The following is a 14,112-nucleotide window of genomic DNA, read 5'->3' as shown; positions in this document are numbered from 1 at the left end:
AGCCCTACCTCTTCGTCCCCGTCTTCTCCCGCTTCGGCGGCGCCACCGGGCCGCGCCGCACCGACCCGGGCGCGTTCCACTCCGCCCGCCTGCGCGCCCGCTTCTTCGCCGCCTCCGACGAGTCCAGCTGCCAGGGCACCGACGTGACCATCACTCCCGGCGTGAAGAGCAGCCGGCCCTTGAGGCGCAGCGCGCTCTGGTTGTGCAGCAGGTGCTCGTACCAGTGGCCGACCACGTACTCGGGGATGTAGACGCTGACCGCGTCGCGCGGGCTCTCCTTCCGCAGGCTCTTGACGTAGTCGATGATCGGCCGGGTGATCTCGCGGTAGGGCGAGTCGAGGACCTTGAGCGGTACGTCCATGCCGCGCCGCGACCACTCCTCCTGGAGCGCCTTCGTCTCGGCGGCGTCGACGCTGATGCTCAGCGCTTCGAGCGAGTCGGAGCGCATGAGCTTGGCGTACGCGAGGGCGCGCAGCGTCGGCTTGTGGACCTTGGAGACGAGGACGATGGAGTGCACGCGGGAGGGGCGGACCGTCTCGTCGTCGCGCTCGTCCTCGACCGCGATCTCCTCGGCGACCCGGTCGTAGTGCTTGCGGATCGCCGTCATCGTCGCGTAGAAGATCACCATGCCGAGCAGGGCGACCCACGCGCCGTGCGTGAACTTCGTCAGCAGCACGACGACCAGGACCAGCCCGGTCAGGAACGCGCCGAAGGTGTTGATCGCGCGGGAGCGGACCATGTGGCGGCGCTTGGCCGGGTCGCCCTCGATCCGCAGGTGGCGGTTCCAGTGCCGGACCATGCCGATCTGGCTGAGGGTGAAGGACACGAACACGCCGACGATGTAGAGCTGGATCAGCCGGGTCGAGTCGGCGCCGTAGATGTACGTCAGCACGGCCGCCGCGCCGGCCAGCAGCACGATGCCGTTGGAGAAGGCCAGCCGGTCGCCCCGCGTGTGCAGCTGGCGCGGCAGGTAGCGGTCCTGGGCGAGGATCGAGCCGAGCAGCGGGAAGCCGTTGTACGCGGTGTTGGCGGCCAGGAACAGCACGAGCGCCGTGGCCGCGGCCAGGATGACGAACAGCAGCGAGCCGTGGCCGAAGACCGCCTCGGCGACCTGCGAGATGACGGGGTTCTGGGTGTAGCCGGAGCCTACGGGCTTGCCGTTGCTGAGCAGATCGGTGGCCGGGTGCTCCGCCATCCGCACCTTGGTGGTCATGGCCAGCGCGATGATGCCGCAGAACATGGTGACGGCGAGGCCGCCCATCAGCGCCAGCGTGGACGCCGCGTTCTTGCTCTTCGGCTTGCGGAACGCGGGCACGCCGTTGCTGATCGCCTCGACGCCCGTGAGCGCCGCGCAGCCGGAGGAGAAGGCGCGCAGCAGCAGGAAGATCAGGGCGAAGCCGGCCAGGCCCTGGTGTTCGGCGTGGATGGTGTAGTCGGCGGTGGGGGCCTTCATGGTGTCGCCGAGGAAGAGGCCGCGGACGACTCCCCACAGGATCATCAGGAAGACGCCGCCCACGAAGACGTAGGTGGGGATGGCGAAGAGCTTCCCGGACTCCTTGACGCCGCGCAGGTTCATCACCGTGAGCAGCACGATGACGGTGATCGCGCAGAGCGTCTTGTGCTCGGCGACGAACGGGATGGCCGAGCCGAGGTTCTCGATGCCCGAGGCGATGGAGACCGCGACGGTCAGCACGTAGTCGACGAGCAGGGCGCTGGCGACGGTGAGTCCGGCCTTGGCACCGAGGTTGGTGGTGGCGACCTCGTAGTCGCCGCCGCCGCTCGGGTAGGCGTGCACGTTCTGCCGGTACGAGGCGACCACCGTGAACATCAGCACGACGACCGCGACGGCGATCCACGGGCTGAAGTGGTAGGCCGACACGCCCGCCACGGACAGCACGAGGAGCACTTCGCCCGGCGCGTACGCCACGGAGGACAGCGGGTCGGAGGCGAAGACGGGGAGCGCGACGCGCTTGGGGAGGAGCGTCTCGCCCAGCTTGTCGCTGCGCAGCGCTCGGCCGATGAGGATCCGTTTCGGCACGTCGGTCAGTTTGGACACGCAGAGGATCGTAAGCGCTCGCGATTACGGTCGCCCACCCGCCACCCATGGGGCGTTCCGTCCGATGGGTTCCCGTGCCCGTACGAGCCTTCCCACGCGCCCCGTCCGGCCCCGGACGCGTCCGCGGGCCCGGCCGTACCATCACGGCCGGGCCCGCGGATCACGCTCAGACCGCCGGCACCGTCGCGTGCAGCCGCGCCGGCAGGCTGCGGTGCCCGTTGGAGATGAAGGACTCCACCGGCCGCAGCCCCTCCGGCGGGCAGTCGAGCGCGAGGTCCGGGAAGCGTTCGAACAGCGCCGGCAGCGCGATCTCGGCCTCCAGCCGGGCCAGCGGCGCGCCGAGGCAGAAGTGGACGCCGTGGCCGAAGGCGAGGTGTTCCTTGTCGGCGCGGGTGAGGTCGAAGCGGTCGGCGTCCGCGCCGTGCCGCTGCGGGTCGCGGCCGGCCGCGGCGTAGGCGGCGATGATGGCGTCGCCCTTGCGGAAGGTGACGCCGCCGTCCAGTTCGATGTCCTCGACGGCGTAGCGCAGCGGCAGGTTGGCGACGGGCGCCTCGACGCGCAGCGCCTCCTCGATCACATCGCCCCAGCCGGCCTTGGACTCGCGGATGAGGGCGAGCTGCTCGGGGTGGGTGAGCAGCAGGTGGATGGCGTTGTCGAGGAGGTTGACGGTGGTCTCGTGGCCGGCGCTGATGACCAGCAGCAGGGTGTCGACGAGCTCCTGCTCGCTGAGGCCCGCGCCGTCGTCCTCGTCGCGCGCGGCGATCAGCACGCTGGCCATGTCGTCGCCGGGCTTCTCGCGCCGCTCCGCCACGAGGGCGCCGAGGATCTCGTAGATACGGGCGTAGGTGGCGGTGACCTCGGCGGGGTCGGCGGAGGTGTGGAAGACGGAGTCGACGCAGTCGCGCAGGCCCTCGCGGGTGGCCTCGTCGTCGATGCCGAACAGGTCGCAGATGACCTGGATGGGGATCGGGTAGGCGTAGCCCTCCCGGAGGTCCACGGTCTCGCCGCGCGGGGTCGCGGCGAGCGTGTCGAGGAGACCGCTGACGATCTCCTCGATGCGGGGGCGCAGGGCCGCGGTGCGGCGGGCGGTGAACGCCTTGGCGATCAGCTTGCGCAGCCGCCGGTGGTCGCTGCCGTAGGCGGTGAACATGTTCTGCACCGCGACCCAGGTGAACAGCGGCCACTCGGGGGATATCTCACCGTTGATCCACGCGGGCCAGTGCTGCCGGGGGTCCTTGGAGATCCGCGGATCGGTGAGCAACTGCTTGAGGAGGGCGGGGCTGCTTACTGCCCACGCCACCACGCCGTCAGGGAGCTCCACACGCGCCGCGGGCCCCTGCTCGCGGATTCGGGCGCCTTCGGCGTGGATGTCGTGGCCGGCGGGGTCGATTGCGACTGGGCAGGTCTGACGTTCCATCGACTGTCTCCAGGTGTCTCGTCGAACTGGTCGCGTACCGGTGCGGGCATGGGCACCGGTACCGGGGGGAACCGGACGGGGAGCGCGGTGAGGGCGCGGTGGAAGGGGCCGGGCCGCCAGACGAGCCGGTCGGCGGGGACGGCGAGTTCGAGGTCGGGGATGCGGTCGAGGAGCTTCTCGACGGCGACGGCGGCGATCAGCCGGGCGGCGTCCTTGGCCGGGCAGGTGTGCGGGCCGGCGCTCCACGCGAGGTGGGCGCGGTTGCCGCCGCGCTGGTCGGACAGGAGGCCGGGGTCGTTGTTGGCGGCCGCGTAGCTGATCACGACGGGCTCGCCCTCGCGCAGCCGGACGCCGCCGAAGTCGAGGTCGTGCACGGGGTAGTGGACGCCGTAGTTGGCCATCGGCGGGTCGAGCCAGAGGACCTCGTCGAGGGCGTCCTCGACGGGCATGGCGCCGCCGGAGAGGTCGCCCGCGAACCGGTCGTCGGAGAGCAGCAGCCGCAGCGCGTTGGCGATGAGGTTCTGCTGGGGCTCGGTGCCCGCGCCCATCAGCACGACGAGCTGGTGGATCATCTCCTCGTCGCCGAGGTTCGCGGGGTGGGCCAGCAGCCAGGAGGTGACGTCCGCGCCGGGCTGCTCGCGCTTGAGGCCGATGAGCTCGATGAAGCTCTGGGTGGCCTGCGCGTTGGCGCGCTCGGCGTCGACCCCGTCGAAGATCGCGGACATCGCGCCCATGAGCCGCTCGCCGATGGCGGGCGGGCAGCCGAAGAGCTGGTTGAAGACGAGCAGCGGCAGGACCTTGGCGTACGAGCCGAGGAGGTCGGCCTCGCCGTACGGGGAGAACCGGTCGATGAGCGTGTCGGAGCTGCGCTCGACGTAGCCGCGCAGGGCGGCGGGGTCGACCCGGCCGAGGCTGTCGGTGACGGCCTGGCGGAGACGCCGGTGGGCCTCGCCGTCGGAGAAGAGGCAGTTGGGCCGGTAGCCCATCATCGGCACGACGGGGTTGTCGGCGCCGACGCGGCCGTCGGCGAGGGCGCGCCAGCGGCGGGCGTCCTTGGCGAACTTCTCCGGGCTGCGCAGCACTTCGAGGGCGGCCCGGTAGTCGGTGACCAGGGTGGCGTGCACGCCGGGCGACAGTTCGACGGGGGCGGTCGGCCCGTACTGGCGCAGCCGCTCGTAGACGGCGGACGGGTCGGCGGCGAAGTCGGGCCCGTACATCGGGGTGGGGCCCGGCTGGGCGAGCCCCGGGAGCGGGCCGCCGCCGGCGTGGGCGGGGCAGCCCGGCGGCGGGGCGCCGGTGTCGGGTCGGTAGGTCACGCGTACTCCTGGGCGGTACGGGTCTGCAGGTACTCGACGAGCGATATGAGCGCGCGGGTGGAGGAGACCCGGTCCCGCGCGTCGCAGGTGATCAGGGGCGTCTCGGGGAGCAGGTCGAGGGCCTCGCGGATCTCCTCCTCCGGATGGACGGGCGCGCCGTCGAAGTGGTTCACGGCCACGGCGTAGGGCAGGCCGTGCTCCTCCAGCAGTCCCATGACGTCGAAGGACTGCTCCAGGCGGCGGGTGTCGGCGAGTACGAGCGCGCCGAGGGCGCCGCGGGTCATGTCCTGCCAGAGCCGGGTGAAGCGCTTCTGTCCGGGCGCGCCGAACAGGTAGAGGACGAGGCTGTCGCTGAGCGTGAGGCGGCCGAAGTCCATGGCGACCGTGGTGGTGGTCTTGGACTCGGTGCCGGCGAGGTCGTCGATGTGCGCCCCGGCCTGGGTCATCGTCTCCTCGGTGCGCAGCGGCCGGATCTCGGAGAGCGCGCCGACGAACGTGGTCTTGCCGACCGCGAAATGCCCCACGACCAGGAGCTTCGCCGCGGTACGGACGCTCTGCCGCAGATAGAGGTCTCCGTCAGAGGCGAGCGCGGAGTCCATCGAGCACCTCCTGAAGGAGCTGGGCCTCGGGCAGCTGGGCCGAGGGGATGGGGGACCTGGTGGTGATATGCCCGCTGTCCACGAGGTCGCCGAGCAGCACCTTGACGACGCTGACGGGCAGCATCAGGTGGCCGGAGACCTCGGCGACCGACAGGGCGCCGCCGAGGCAGAGGTCCATGAGCCTGCGCTTCTCGGGGCTGAGGCCGCCGAGCGGCCGGTCGCCGTGCGCCATGACCAGCGTGACGAGGTCGAAGGTGTTGCGGGTCGGGTAGGCGCGGCCGTCGGTGACGACGTACGGCCGCACGAGTCCCTTGTCGCGTCCTGGGTCGCGCCGGGGCGGGGTCATGCCGGGCTGCCGGTACCCAGCCAGGGGGCGTCCTGCCGCGGCGGACTGGTGAGCTCCTTGCCGAGCCGGTCGACGAGCTTCTGCATGCGGTAGGTGACGGCCTCCATGTCGACCTCGTCGGTGGCGGAGACCGCGAGGTACGCGCCGGGGCCCGCGGCGATCAGGAAGACGTAGCCGTGCGCGAACTCGACGAGCGTCTGCCGCCAGGGGCTCTCCTCGTGCGAGCAGAACTCGCCGGTGGAGCGGCTGATCGACTGGAGTCCGGAGAGACCGGCGGCCTGCCGCTCGGCCTCGTCGCGGCCGATGCCCTGGGAGTGGGCGCGGAGCATGCCGTCGGCGGAGAGCAGGATCGCGTGCCGCGCTTCGGGCATCTTCACGACCTCGTCGAGCATCCAGCCCAGCTCGTTGTTCATGTGGTCGTTCACGCGTGGGGGTTCCCTTCGTCTTCGGTGGCGTCGGCGGCGCTGCGGCCGGACCTCGTGCCGCGGGCGAACGCGCCCATGCGGCGGGCGGTCTCCTCCGCGGTGCGTTCCTGCGGGGGGCCGGCGGCGGGCGCCGCGCCGTATCCGGCGTCGGCTCCGTATCCGGCGTCGTGGCCGTATCCGGCGCCGGGCCCGTCCGTCGGCTGGGGCGCGGCCTGTCTGCGGCGCCGCTTGGGCAGGCCGCCCGCGGTGGACCCGTGGACCGCGCCGGGCTGCCCCGAGTGGGACGCGTAGGGGGCCTGGGGCGGGGCCGGGGCCTCGTACGGGCGCGGGGCCTCGTACGGGTCGGGGAGCTCGTCGGCCGTGGGCGCCGGGGCCGGTACGCGCCGGGGCGGGCGCTGCTGCGGGGGGTGCGGGGCCGGTGCGGCCTGCGGGGCCGGCTGGGCGGCGCCCGGCGCGTCCGCGTCCAGGTGGGTGAGCAGGGCGCTGGGCAGGAAGACCACCGCCCGTACGCCGCCGTAGGGCGAGCGGGTATCGACGGAGACGCTGAAGCCGTAGCGGGCGGCGAGCACCCCGATGACGGCGAAACCGAACTGCGGCGGGTCGCCGAGCCGGGAGACGTCCGCGACGCGCTCGCCGCTGAGCAGGGCCGTGGCCTGCTGCACCTCGTGGCCGTCCATGCCGACGCCGGCGTCGTCGATGACCACGCAGGCGCCGTTGTGCACCGGCTGGAGGCTGACCTCGACGGTGGTGTTGGGCTGCGAGTGGCGGGCCGCGTTGTCGAGCAGCTCGGCGACGGCCAGCACCACGGGCTCCACGGCCCGGCTGACGACGGCGATGTCGGCCTGGCTGTGGACCTGGACGCGGCGGTAGTCGCGGATGCGGGACTTCGCGCCGCGCACCACGTCGGTCATGGCGGAGGCGGCGCGCTGGCGGCCCGGCCAGGAGCCGCAGAGCACGGCGATGGCCTGGGCGCGGCGGCCGAACTGCGAGTTGGCGTGGTCGATCTCCAGCAGGTCGCGCAGCACGTCGGGGTTGTCGTGCCGGTCCTGCATGTCGGAGATGGACAGCTGCTGCTCGTGGGCGAGCCCCTGGAGGGCGCGCATCGACGCCTTCAGGGCCGCCTTGGCCGACTGCTCGGCGCGCGCCTTGGCCTTGTCCCCGGCCCGGTGGAAGAGGTCCATCACGGTCTGCAGGCTGTGCGCGTACGCGGTGCCGGTGAGCCGCTGGTCGAGCAGGCCGGGCGGGGGCGCCGGCTGGTTCGCGGAGTCCTCGATCGCGGGGAGCCGGACCGTGGCCAGGTGGTGCATCTCCTCGTCCCGCGCCCGCAGGCTGCTCTCCAGGGCGGCGGCGCGCTTACGGGCGCCCGCGGTGATCTGCCGCTGCCGCACCAGCAGGACCAGGGTCACCGCCAGAGCCGCCGCCAGGCACCAGATCACCGCCGCCGGTATGTGATCAGACATCAATTCCTCAGGAACGAAGGGGACATGGGCGTGTGGGGAGACGGGTCGGCGTCCCGGCGCCCGCCGTCGAGCGGAACGCGGTGATCATCCTAACCACCCCCGTGACCGTGTGTCCGAGTCTCGTCACTACGACTGAATGGAGGCAGTGGCCGCGATCCCAGGTAGCGTGGTCGCCGAAACGGCACGGCCGACCGGCACTGCCCCCGTGGTGGCCCCGGCAGGGGCTCGGAAGGATGATGAACGATGGCTGCCCACATCACAGCACTCAGGGAAGGTGCGAGGTAAGGGCGTATGCACATCGTCATCATGGGCTGCGGCCGGGTGGGGTCCGCCCTCGCGCAGACCCTCGAACAGCAGGGGCACACCGTCGCGGTGGTCGACCAGGACCCGACGGCGTTCCGGCGGCTCGGCGCGGGCTTCGGCGGGCGCCGGGTGACCGGCATCGGCTTCGACCAGGACACGCTGCGCGAGGCGGGCATCGAGGAGGCCGGGGCCTTCGCCGCGGTCTCCAGCGGCGACAACTCCAACATCATCGCGGCCCGGGTGGCGCGCGAGATGTTCTCCGTCGAGAATGTCGCGGCCCGCATCTACGACCCGCGCCGCGCCGAGGTCTACCAGCGCCTGGGCATCCCGACCGTGGCCACCGTGCGGTGGACCGCCGACCAGATGCTGCGCCGGCTGCTGCCGTCCGGCGCGGAGCCGCTGTGGCGGGACCCCAGCGGCGGCGTGCAGCTCGCGGAGGTGCCCACCTCCGACGCGTGGGTGGGCCACAAGGTCAGCAGGCTCCAGGAGGAGACCGGGGTGCGCGTCGCGTTCATCACCCGGCTGGGCGAGGCGATCCTGCCGACCTCGCAGACGGTCCTCCAGGAGGGCGACCTGGTGCACGTGATGATGCGCACCGACGAGGTCGGACAGGTCGAGGCGGCGTTCTCGGACGGGCCCGAGGAGGGCCAGCGGTGAGCGGCGTGCACGACGCGGCCGCCGGGCCGCAGGCCGCCGGCGCGCGCCCGCGCCGGACGCGCCCACAAGCGAACGGAGAGGTGCTGTGAGGGTCGCTATCGCCGGAGCCGGAGCGGTGGGCCGCTCCATCGCGGGCGAGCTGCTGGAGAACGGGCACGAGGTGCTGCTCATCGACAAGACGCCCACCGCCATCTCGGTGGAGCGGGTGCCGCAGGCGGAGTGGCTGCTGGCCGACGCCTGCGAGATCACCTCGCTGGACGAGGCGGCGCTGCAGCGCTGCAACGTGGTGATCGCGGCGACCGGCGACGACAAGGTGAACCTGGTCGTCTCGCTGCTCGCCAAGACGGAGTACGGCGTGCCGCGGGTCGTGGCGCGCGTGAACAACCCGAAGAACGAGTGGCTGTTCAACGAGTCCTGGGGCGTCGACGTCGCGGTCTCCACGCCGCGGCTGATGTCCGCGCTGGTCGAGGAGGCCGTGAGCGTCGGCGATCTGGTGCGGCTGATGCGCTTCAGCCAGGGCGACGCCAACCTCGTCGAGCTGACGCTGCCGCCCGAGGCGGCGCTGGCCGGCACCCGCGTCGGCGACGTGGACTGGCCGGAGGACACCTCGCTCGTCACGATCATCCGCGGCAACCGGGTGCTCACGCCGAGCCAGGAGGACGCGCTGGAGGCCGGCGACGAGCTGCTCTTCGTGGCCGCGCCCGCGCGCGAGGAGCAGCTGGAGGACCTGCTGTCGGTCCGCAGGGAGGACGCCTCGGCCTGACGGCCAGGCCTTGCCCGTATCAAAGCCCGTGCCCCCGGAAACCACATGGTTTCCGGGGGCACGGGTCGTAGACGGGGCGTACGGGCCTCAGCGGCGGTGGCGCGCCTGGCCGCGCGGCTGGGGCTCGGCCCCGGTCGTCACGACGGCGTCGCGCGCGGCGCCGTCGCCGGCCGCCGCCTTCTCTGCGTTTTCTGCGGATTCCATCTCCGCGATCACGTCGATCGGCGGCGGCGCCTTGGCCAGGAAGATCCACGTCAGATAGACGCAGAGCAGGAACGGCGGGATGCCCAGCGCCACCTTGACCCAGCCCAGCTGCGTGGCGTCGCCCCACCAGTACAGCGGGAAGAGCACCGCCGACTTGGCCAGCAGGATGACGCCCCACGCCCAGGTGGACTTCGTGTACGCGCGGAAGCGGCCCGGATTGCGGGTGCGCCAGGAGAGGTTCTCCTTGAGCATCGGGCCGAGCAGCACGCCGATCAGCGGGAACCGGGCCAGCGCCGAGACGATGTACGCGACGGCCAGGCCCAGCGTGTAGAGCATGCCCGGCAGGTAGAAGTTCTTGGCGTCGCCGGACATCATCGCGAAGATCGCGCCGAAGGCGACCCCGAAGACGCCGCTGAGCGCGTGCTTGAGGGTCTGGCGGCGCACCAGGCGGGCCACGGCGAGGACCGCGGTGAGCGCGAGGGAGGCGATGGCGGCGGAGTGGATGTCGCGGTTGATCGTGTAGATCAGCACGAAGACCAGTCCGGGCACGGTGGTGTCCACCATGCCCCACACGCCGCCGAACGCCTCCAGCAGCGCGGTGTCGGCCGCCGCCTTGCCGGACGCCGCCGGATCGTGCGCGACGGGGTCCTCATCGGTGGTGGTCGGCTTGTCGGTAGACGGCACCGGCTACTCCTGTCCGAGCGGTCGGAGTTCGTATTTGGGATTGAAGAGCACCCGGCGTCCGTGGCTCATGGAGATGCGGCCGGAGGCGATCAGCTTGCGGCCGGGTTCGATCCCGACGATGGAACGGCGGCCGAGCCACACCACGTCGAGCGCGGCGGACCCGTCGAACAGCTCGGCCTCCAGCGCGGGCACGCCCGCCCGGGGCCGCAGCGTGACGGTCCGGAGAGTGCCCGTGACCTTGACTATCTGGCGGTCGTCGCAGTCGCAGATCCGGGTGCAGCCGGCGGACTGGGTGTCCTGCTGCAGCTCGGCGGAGTGCAGCTCCTCCTGTGAGGTGGACAGCCGGTCGAGCATCCGGCGGAAGCGGCCGGTCGGCTTGTCGGTTCGGGGTACGGCACTCATGCAGCCAGCGTACCGGGGGCGGGCCCGGTGAACGCCCCGCGTCACTGCTCGAAGCGGTATCCCATGCCGGGCTCGGTGACGAAGTGCTTGGGGTGCGACGGATCGGCCTCCAGCTTGCGGCGCAGCTGCGCCATGTAGACCCGCAGATAGTTGGTCTCGGTGCCGTAGGAGGGGCCCCAGACCTCCTGGAGGAGCTGCTTCTGGCTGACCAGACGGCCGGTGTTGCGGACCAGCACCTCCAGCAGGTGCCACTCGGTGGGCGTCAGCCGGACATCCCGGCCGCCGCGGTTGACCTTCTTGGCGGCGAGGTCGACGGTGAAGCCGTCGGTCTCCACGACGACGGCGTCGTCGGGGGTGCCGGCGGGCTCCGCGCGGCGCACGGCGGCGCGCAGCCGGGCGAGGAGTTCGTCCATGCCGAAGGGCTTGGTGACGTAGTCGTCGGCGCCGGCGTCGAGCGCCTCGACCTTCTCGTCCGAGGTCTGGCGGGCGGAGAGGACCAGGATGGGGACGCGGGTCCAGCCGCGCAGGCCCCGGATGACCTCGACGCCGTCCATGTCGGGCAGGCCGAGATCGAGGATGATCACGTCGGGGTGGCGGGCGGCGGCGAGCTGGAGGGCGGTCGCGCCGTCGGGGGCCGCGTCCACGTCGTACTTCCGTGCCTTCAGATTGATCACGAGGGCGCGGACGATCTGCGGCTCGTCATCCACCACGAGCACCCGGTTCATTCGGTGGCCCGCCTTTCTGGGGTTGTCCTGTCGGTGAGGGGGTTCATGAGATGGCCTGGGCCGGGAGGTCCGGGCGTACGGGCGGGCGGCCGGGCGCGGCCCGCAGGGTGAGCACCATGGTCATTCCGCCGCCGGGGGTGTCCTCGGCGGTGAGGGTGCCGCCCATGGCCTCGGCGAAGCCGCGGGCGACCGCGAGGCCGAGGCCGACGCCCGCGCCGCGGGGTGCGTCACCATAGCGCTGGAACGGCTCGAAGATGCGGTCCTTGGCGCTGTCGGGGACGCCGGGGCCGCGGTCGGCGACGCGCACCTCGACGCGTTCGCCGAGCGCGCTGGCGGACACCAGGACGGGCGCGTCGTCGGGGCTGTACTTGACGGCGTTCTCGACGAGGTTGGCGACGCCGCGCTCCAGCAGGCCGGGGTCGACGGCGACCATCGGCAGCGTCTCGGGGATGTCGAGGGTGACGCTGCCCTCCGGCACGCCGCCGAGCGCCATCGGGACCACCTCGTCGAGGTCGATCTCGCGGATCAGCGGGGTGACGGTGCCGGTCTGCAGCCGGGACATGTCCAGGAGGTTGCCGACCAGGTGGTCGAGGCGGTCGGCGCCGTCCTCGATGCCCGCGAGCAGTTCCGCCTCGTCCTCCTCGGACCAGGCCACGTCGTCGGAGCGGAGCGAGGTGACGGCGGCCTTGATGCCGGCCAGCGGGGTGCGCAGGTCGTGGCTGACGGCGGCGAGCAGGGCGGTGCGGATGCGGTTGCCCTCGGCGAGCGCCTGGGCCCGCTCGGCCTCGCCGACCAGGCGCTGCCGGTCGAGTACGACGGCGGCCTGGGCGGCGAAGGCGGCGAGCACCCGGCGGTCCTCGGCGGGCAGCACCCGGCCGGAGAGGGCGAGCGCCATGTGGTCGCCGACGGGCATGTCGACGTCGGCCTCCTCGGGGCGGGTCAGCGTCCGGGCGCCGACGCTGCCCGCGCAGGTCCAGGGCTCGACGTCGCCGGCCCGCTCCAGCAGCGCCACGGACTCCATCGCGAAGGTCTCGCGGACCCGCTCCAGCAGGGCGTCCAGGCTGGTCTCGCCGCGCAGCACGCTGCCCGCGAGGAAGGAGAGGATCTCGGACTCGGCGCGCAGCCGGGCGGCCTGGTGCGTACGGCGGGCCGCGAGGTCCACGACGGAGGCCACCGACACGGCCACCGCGAAGAAGATCACGATGGCGACGATGTTCTGCGGGTCCTGGACGGTGAGGTTGTGCGTGGGCGGGGTGAAGTAGAAGTTCAGCAGCAGCGAGCCGACGGCCGCGGAGGCGAGGGAGGGCAGCAGCCCGCCGAGGAGCGCGGCGACGACGGTCAGGAAGAGGAAGAGCAGCACGTCGTTGGCGAGGCCCGGCCCGTCGTCCTCCAGCTGGGTGAGGAAGAGCGAGAGCAGGATCGGGGCGATGACGCCGGCGCACCAGCCCGCGATGATGCGGGGGCGGCCGAGCCGGGCGCCGCGCGCCACCGGCAGGCCGCGGCCCTTGGCGACCTCCTCGTGGGTGACGATGTGCACGTCGAGGTCGGGGCCGGAGTCGCGGGCGACGGTCTGGCCGACGCCGGGTCCGAAGATGTACTGCCAGTTCTTGCGGCGGCTGGAGCCGAGCACGATCTGGGTGGCGTTGACGCCGCGCGCGAATTCCAGGAGCGAGCTGGGTATGTCGTCGCCGATGACGTGGTGGAACGTGCCGCCGAGGTCCTCGACCAGGGTCCGCTGGACGGCCAGCTCCTTGGGCGAGGCGGACGTCAGCCCGTCGCTGCGGGCGATGTAGACGGCGAGGATCTCGCTGCCGGAGCCCTTGGCGGCCATCCGGGAGGCGCGGCGGATGAGGGTGCGGCCCTCGGGGCCGCCGGTGAGTCCGATGACGATGCGCTCGCGGGCCTGCCAGATGGTGGAGACGCTGTGCTCGGTGCGGTACTGGCGCAGGTACTCGTCCACGCGGTCGGCGGTCCACAGCAGGGCCAGTTCGCGCAGCGCGGTGAGGTTGCCGGGCCGGAAGTAGTTGGAGAGGGCGGCGTCGACCTTGGCGGACTTGTATATGTTCCCGTGCGCCATGCGGCGGCGCAGCGCCTGCGGCGACATGTCGACCAGCTCGATCTGGTCGGCGCGGCGCACGACCTCGTCCGGCACGGCCTCGCGCTGGCGCACGCCCGTGATGGACTCGACGACGTCGCCGAGCGATTCGAGGTGCTGGATGTTGACGGCGGAGACGACGTCGATGCCGGCCTGGAGCAGCTCCTCCACGTCCTGCCAGCGCTTGGTGTTGCGGGAGCCGGGGACGTTGGTGTGCGCGAGCTCGTCGACGAGGGCGACGGCGGGGCGGCGGGCGATGACCGCGTCGACGTCCATCTCGGGGAAGACGGTCCCCCGGTATTCGAGCTCGCGGCGGGGCACTTCCTCCAGGCCGTGCAGCATGACCTCGGTGCGCGGACGGTCATGGCACTCCACGAACCCGACGACGACGTCGGTGCCGCGCTCCACGCGGCGGTGTGCCTCCGACAGCATCGAGTACGTCTTCCCGACCCCCGGTGCCGCCCCCAGATAGATCCGAAGCTTGCCGCGTCCCATGGCCCCATCTTCTGTCCCGGGCCGACTCTGCGCCCTGTTTATCTCCACGCACTGTCGACCTTACGGCCAAGGATTCGGACAAATGGCCTGGGGGACGGTGTCCGGCCGGGTATTGACGCAGCTCTGACGCCGGGGCCGCGGGGGCGCGGCAGGGGTACGGCCTCG

Annotated in this window: 13 protein-coding genes; 2 read left to right on the top strand and 11 right to left on the bottom strand. The window is 72.2% G+C overall.

The annotated features are described in order from the left end of the window. Positions 1–4: 4 nt before the first annotated feature. The 7 genes from AB0I49_RS00590 to AB0I49_RS00560 all read right to left on the bottom strand — a co-directional run bounded on the left by AB0I49_RS00590 (position 5) and on the right by AB0I49_RS00560 (position 7,619). Positions 5–2,056 (bottom strand): APC family permease, encoded by a 2,052-nt coding sequence (locus tag AB0I49_RS00590; protein WP_363224509.1) that lies wholly within the window; start codon positions 2,054–2,056, stop codon positions 5–7. A gap of 166 nt (positions 2,057–2,222) precedes the next feature. Beyond that, the gene (locus AB0I49_RS00585) at positions 2,223–3,377 is read right to left on the bottom strand and encodes a cytochrome P450 (RefSeq protein ID WP_363224508.1); all 1,155 of its coding nucleotides are present in this window, start codon (positions 3,375–3,377) and stop codon (positions 2,223–2,225) included. After that, a complete protein-coding gene (locus AB0I49_RS00580; RefSeq protein ID WP_363224946.1) occupies positions 3,341–4,690 on the bottom strand; it encodes a cytochrome P450 in 1,350 nt (449 codons plus the stop codon). The genes AB0I49_RS00585 and AB0I49_RS00580 overlap by 37 nt, the downstream gene beginning before the upstream one ends. A gap of 95 nt (positions 4,691–4,785) precedes the next feature. Then, positions 4,786–5,388, bottom strand: coding sequence for an ATP/GTP-binding protein (locus tag AB0I49_RS00575; protein ID WP_363224507.1), 603 nt, complete (start codon positions 5,386–5,388; stop codon positions 4,786–4,788). Then, positions 5,366–5,734, bottom strand: a complete 369-nt coding sequence (locus tag AB0I49_RS00570; protein ID WP_363224506.1) for a DUF742 domain-containing protein — start codon at positions 5,732–5,734, stop codon at positions 5,366–5,368. Before AB0I49_RS00570 ends, AB0I49_RS00575 begins: the two co-directional genes overlap by 23 nt. Next, entirely contained in the window at positions 5,731–6,159 is a 429-nt protein-coding gene (locus AB0I49_RS00565; protein ID WP_363131033.1) for a roadblock/LC7 domain-containing protein, read from the bottom strand. The genes AB0I49_RS00570 and AB0I49_RS00565 overlap by 4 nt, the downstream gene beginning before the upstream one ends. Beyond that, positions 6,156–7,619: an ATP-binding protein gene (locus AB0I49_RS00560; RefSeq protein ID WP_363224505.1), complete on the bottom strand. Its 1,464-nt coding sequence runs from the start codon at positions 7,617–7,619 to the stop codon at positions 6,156–6,158. Before AB0I49_RS00560 ends, AB0I49_RS00565 begins: the two co-directional genes overlap by 4 nt. Before the next feature lie 291 nt (positions 7,620–7,910). Between AB0I49_RS00560 and AB0I49_RS00555 the strand changes: the two genes are divergently transcribed. Both AB0I49_RS00555 and AB0I49_RS00550 read left to right on the top strand, forming a co-directional pair. Then, complete coding sequence (locus AB0I49_RS00555) at positions 7,911–8,579, top strand: TrkA family potassium uptake protein (RefSeq protein ID WP_363131035.1); 669 nt, start codon at positions 7,911–7,913, stop codon at positions 8,577–8,579. Positions 8,580–8,664: 85 nt separating this feature from the next. Then, positions 8,665–9,342 carry a TrkA family potassium uptake protein gene (locus tag AB0I49_RS00550; protein WP_030884277.1) on the top strand — a complete coding sequence of 226 codons (678 nt, stop codon included), beginning with the start codon at positions 8,665–8,667 and terminating at the stop codon, positions 9,340–9,342. Between the two features lie 87 nt (positions 9,343–9,429). Here the strand turns inward: AB0I49_RS00550 and AB0I49_RS00545 are convergent, their stop codons facing one another. Genes AB0I49_RS00545 through AB0I49_RS00530 form a run of 4 tightly spaced genes read right to left on the bottom strand, consistent with a single transcriptional unit; the run spans position 9,430 to position 13,947 of the window. Further along, complete coding sequence (locus AB0I49_RS00545; RefSeq protein ID WP_363224503.1) at positions 9,430–10,230, bottom strand: DUF3159 domain-containing protein; 801 nt, start codon at positions 10,228–10,230, stop codon at positions 9,430–9,432. Between the two features lie 3 nt (positions 10,231–10,233). Then, positions 10,234–10,632, bottom strand: a complete 399-nt coding sequence (locus AB0I49_RS00540) for an OB-fold nucleic acid binding domain-containing protein (protein ID WP_363224502.1) — start codon at positions 10,630–10,632, stop codon at positions 10,234–10,236. A gap of 41 nt (positions 10,633–10,673) precedes the next feature. Next, positions 10,674–11,357, bottom strand: coding sequence for a response regulator (locus AB0I49_RS00535; protein WP_363131037.1), 684 nt, complete (start codon positions 11,355–11,357; stop codon positions 10,674–10,676). A gap of 43 nt (positions 11,358–11,400) precedes the next feature. Continuing rightward, complete coding sequence (locus tag AB0I49_RS00530; RefSeq protein ID WP_363224501.1) at positions 11,401–13,947, bottom strand: sensor histidine kinase KdpD; 2,547 nt, start codon at positions 13,945–13,947, stop codon at positions 11,401–11,403. Between the last annotated feature and the right edge of the window lie 165 nt (positions 13,948–14,112).

Origin of the sequence: Streptomyces sp. NPDC050617 (genome assembly GCF_040654795.1) — a bacterium.
GTDB lineage: Bacteria > Actinomycetota > Actinomycetes > Streptomycetales > Streptomycetaceae > Streptomyces.
Note: the sequence above shows the minus strand (reverse complement) of the source record. Positions and strands in the feature narration are given on the sequence as shown.

Bases quoted from the DNA above. Each gene is read 5' to 3' on its own strand.
- AB0I49_RS00575 (WP_363224507.1), bottom strand. From the start codon at position 5,388: ATGGACTCCGCGCTCGCCTCTGACGGAGACCTCTATCTGCGGCAGAGC.
- AB0I49_RS00570 (WP_363224506.1), bottom strand. From the start codon at position 5,734: ATGACCCCGCCCCGGCGCGACCCAGGACGCGACAAGGGACTCGTGCGG.
- AB0I49_RS00540 (WP_363224502.1), bottom strand. From the start codon at position 10,632: ATGAGTGCCGTACCCCGAACCGACAAGCCGACCGGCCGCTTCCGCCGG.
- AB0I49_RS00535 (WP_363131037.1), bottom strand. From the start codon at position 11,357: ATGAACCGGGTGCTCGTGGTGGATGACGAGCCGCAGATCGTCCGCGCC.
- AB0I49_RS00580 (WP_363224946.1), bottom strand. From the start codon at position 4,690: ATGTACGGGCCCGACTTCGCCGCCGACCCGTCCGCCGTCTACGAGCGG.
- AB0I49_RS00530 (WP_363224501.1), bottom strand. From the start codon at position 13,947: ATGGGACGCGGCAAGCTTCGGATCTATCTGGGGGCGGCACCGGGGGTC.
- AB0I49_RS00555 (WP_363131035.1), top strand. From the start codon at position 7,911: ATGCACATCGTCATCATGGGCTGCGGCCGGGTGGGGTCCGCCCTCGCG.
- AB0I49_RS00560 (WP_363224505.1), bottom strand. From the start codon at position 7,619: ATGTCTGATCACATACCGGCGGCGGTGATCTGGTGCCTGGCGGCGGCT.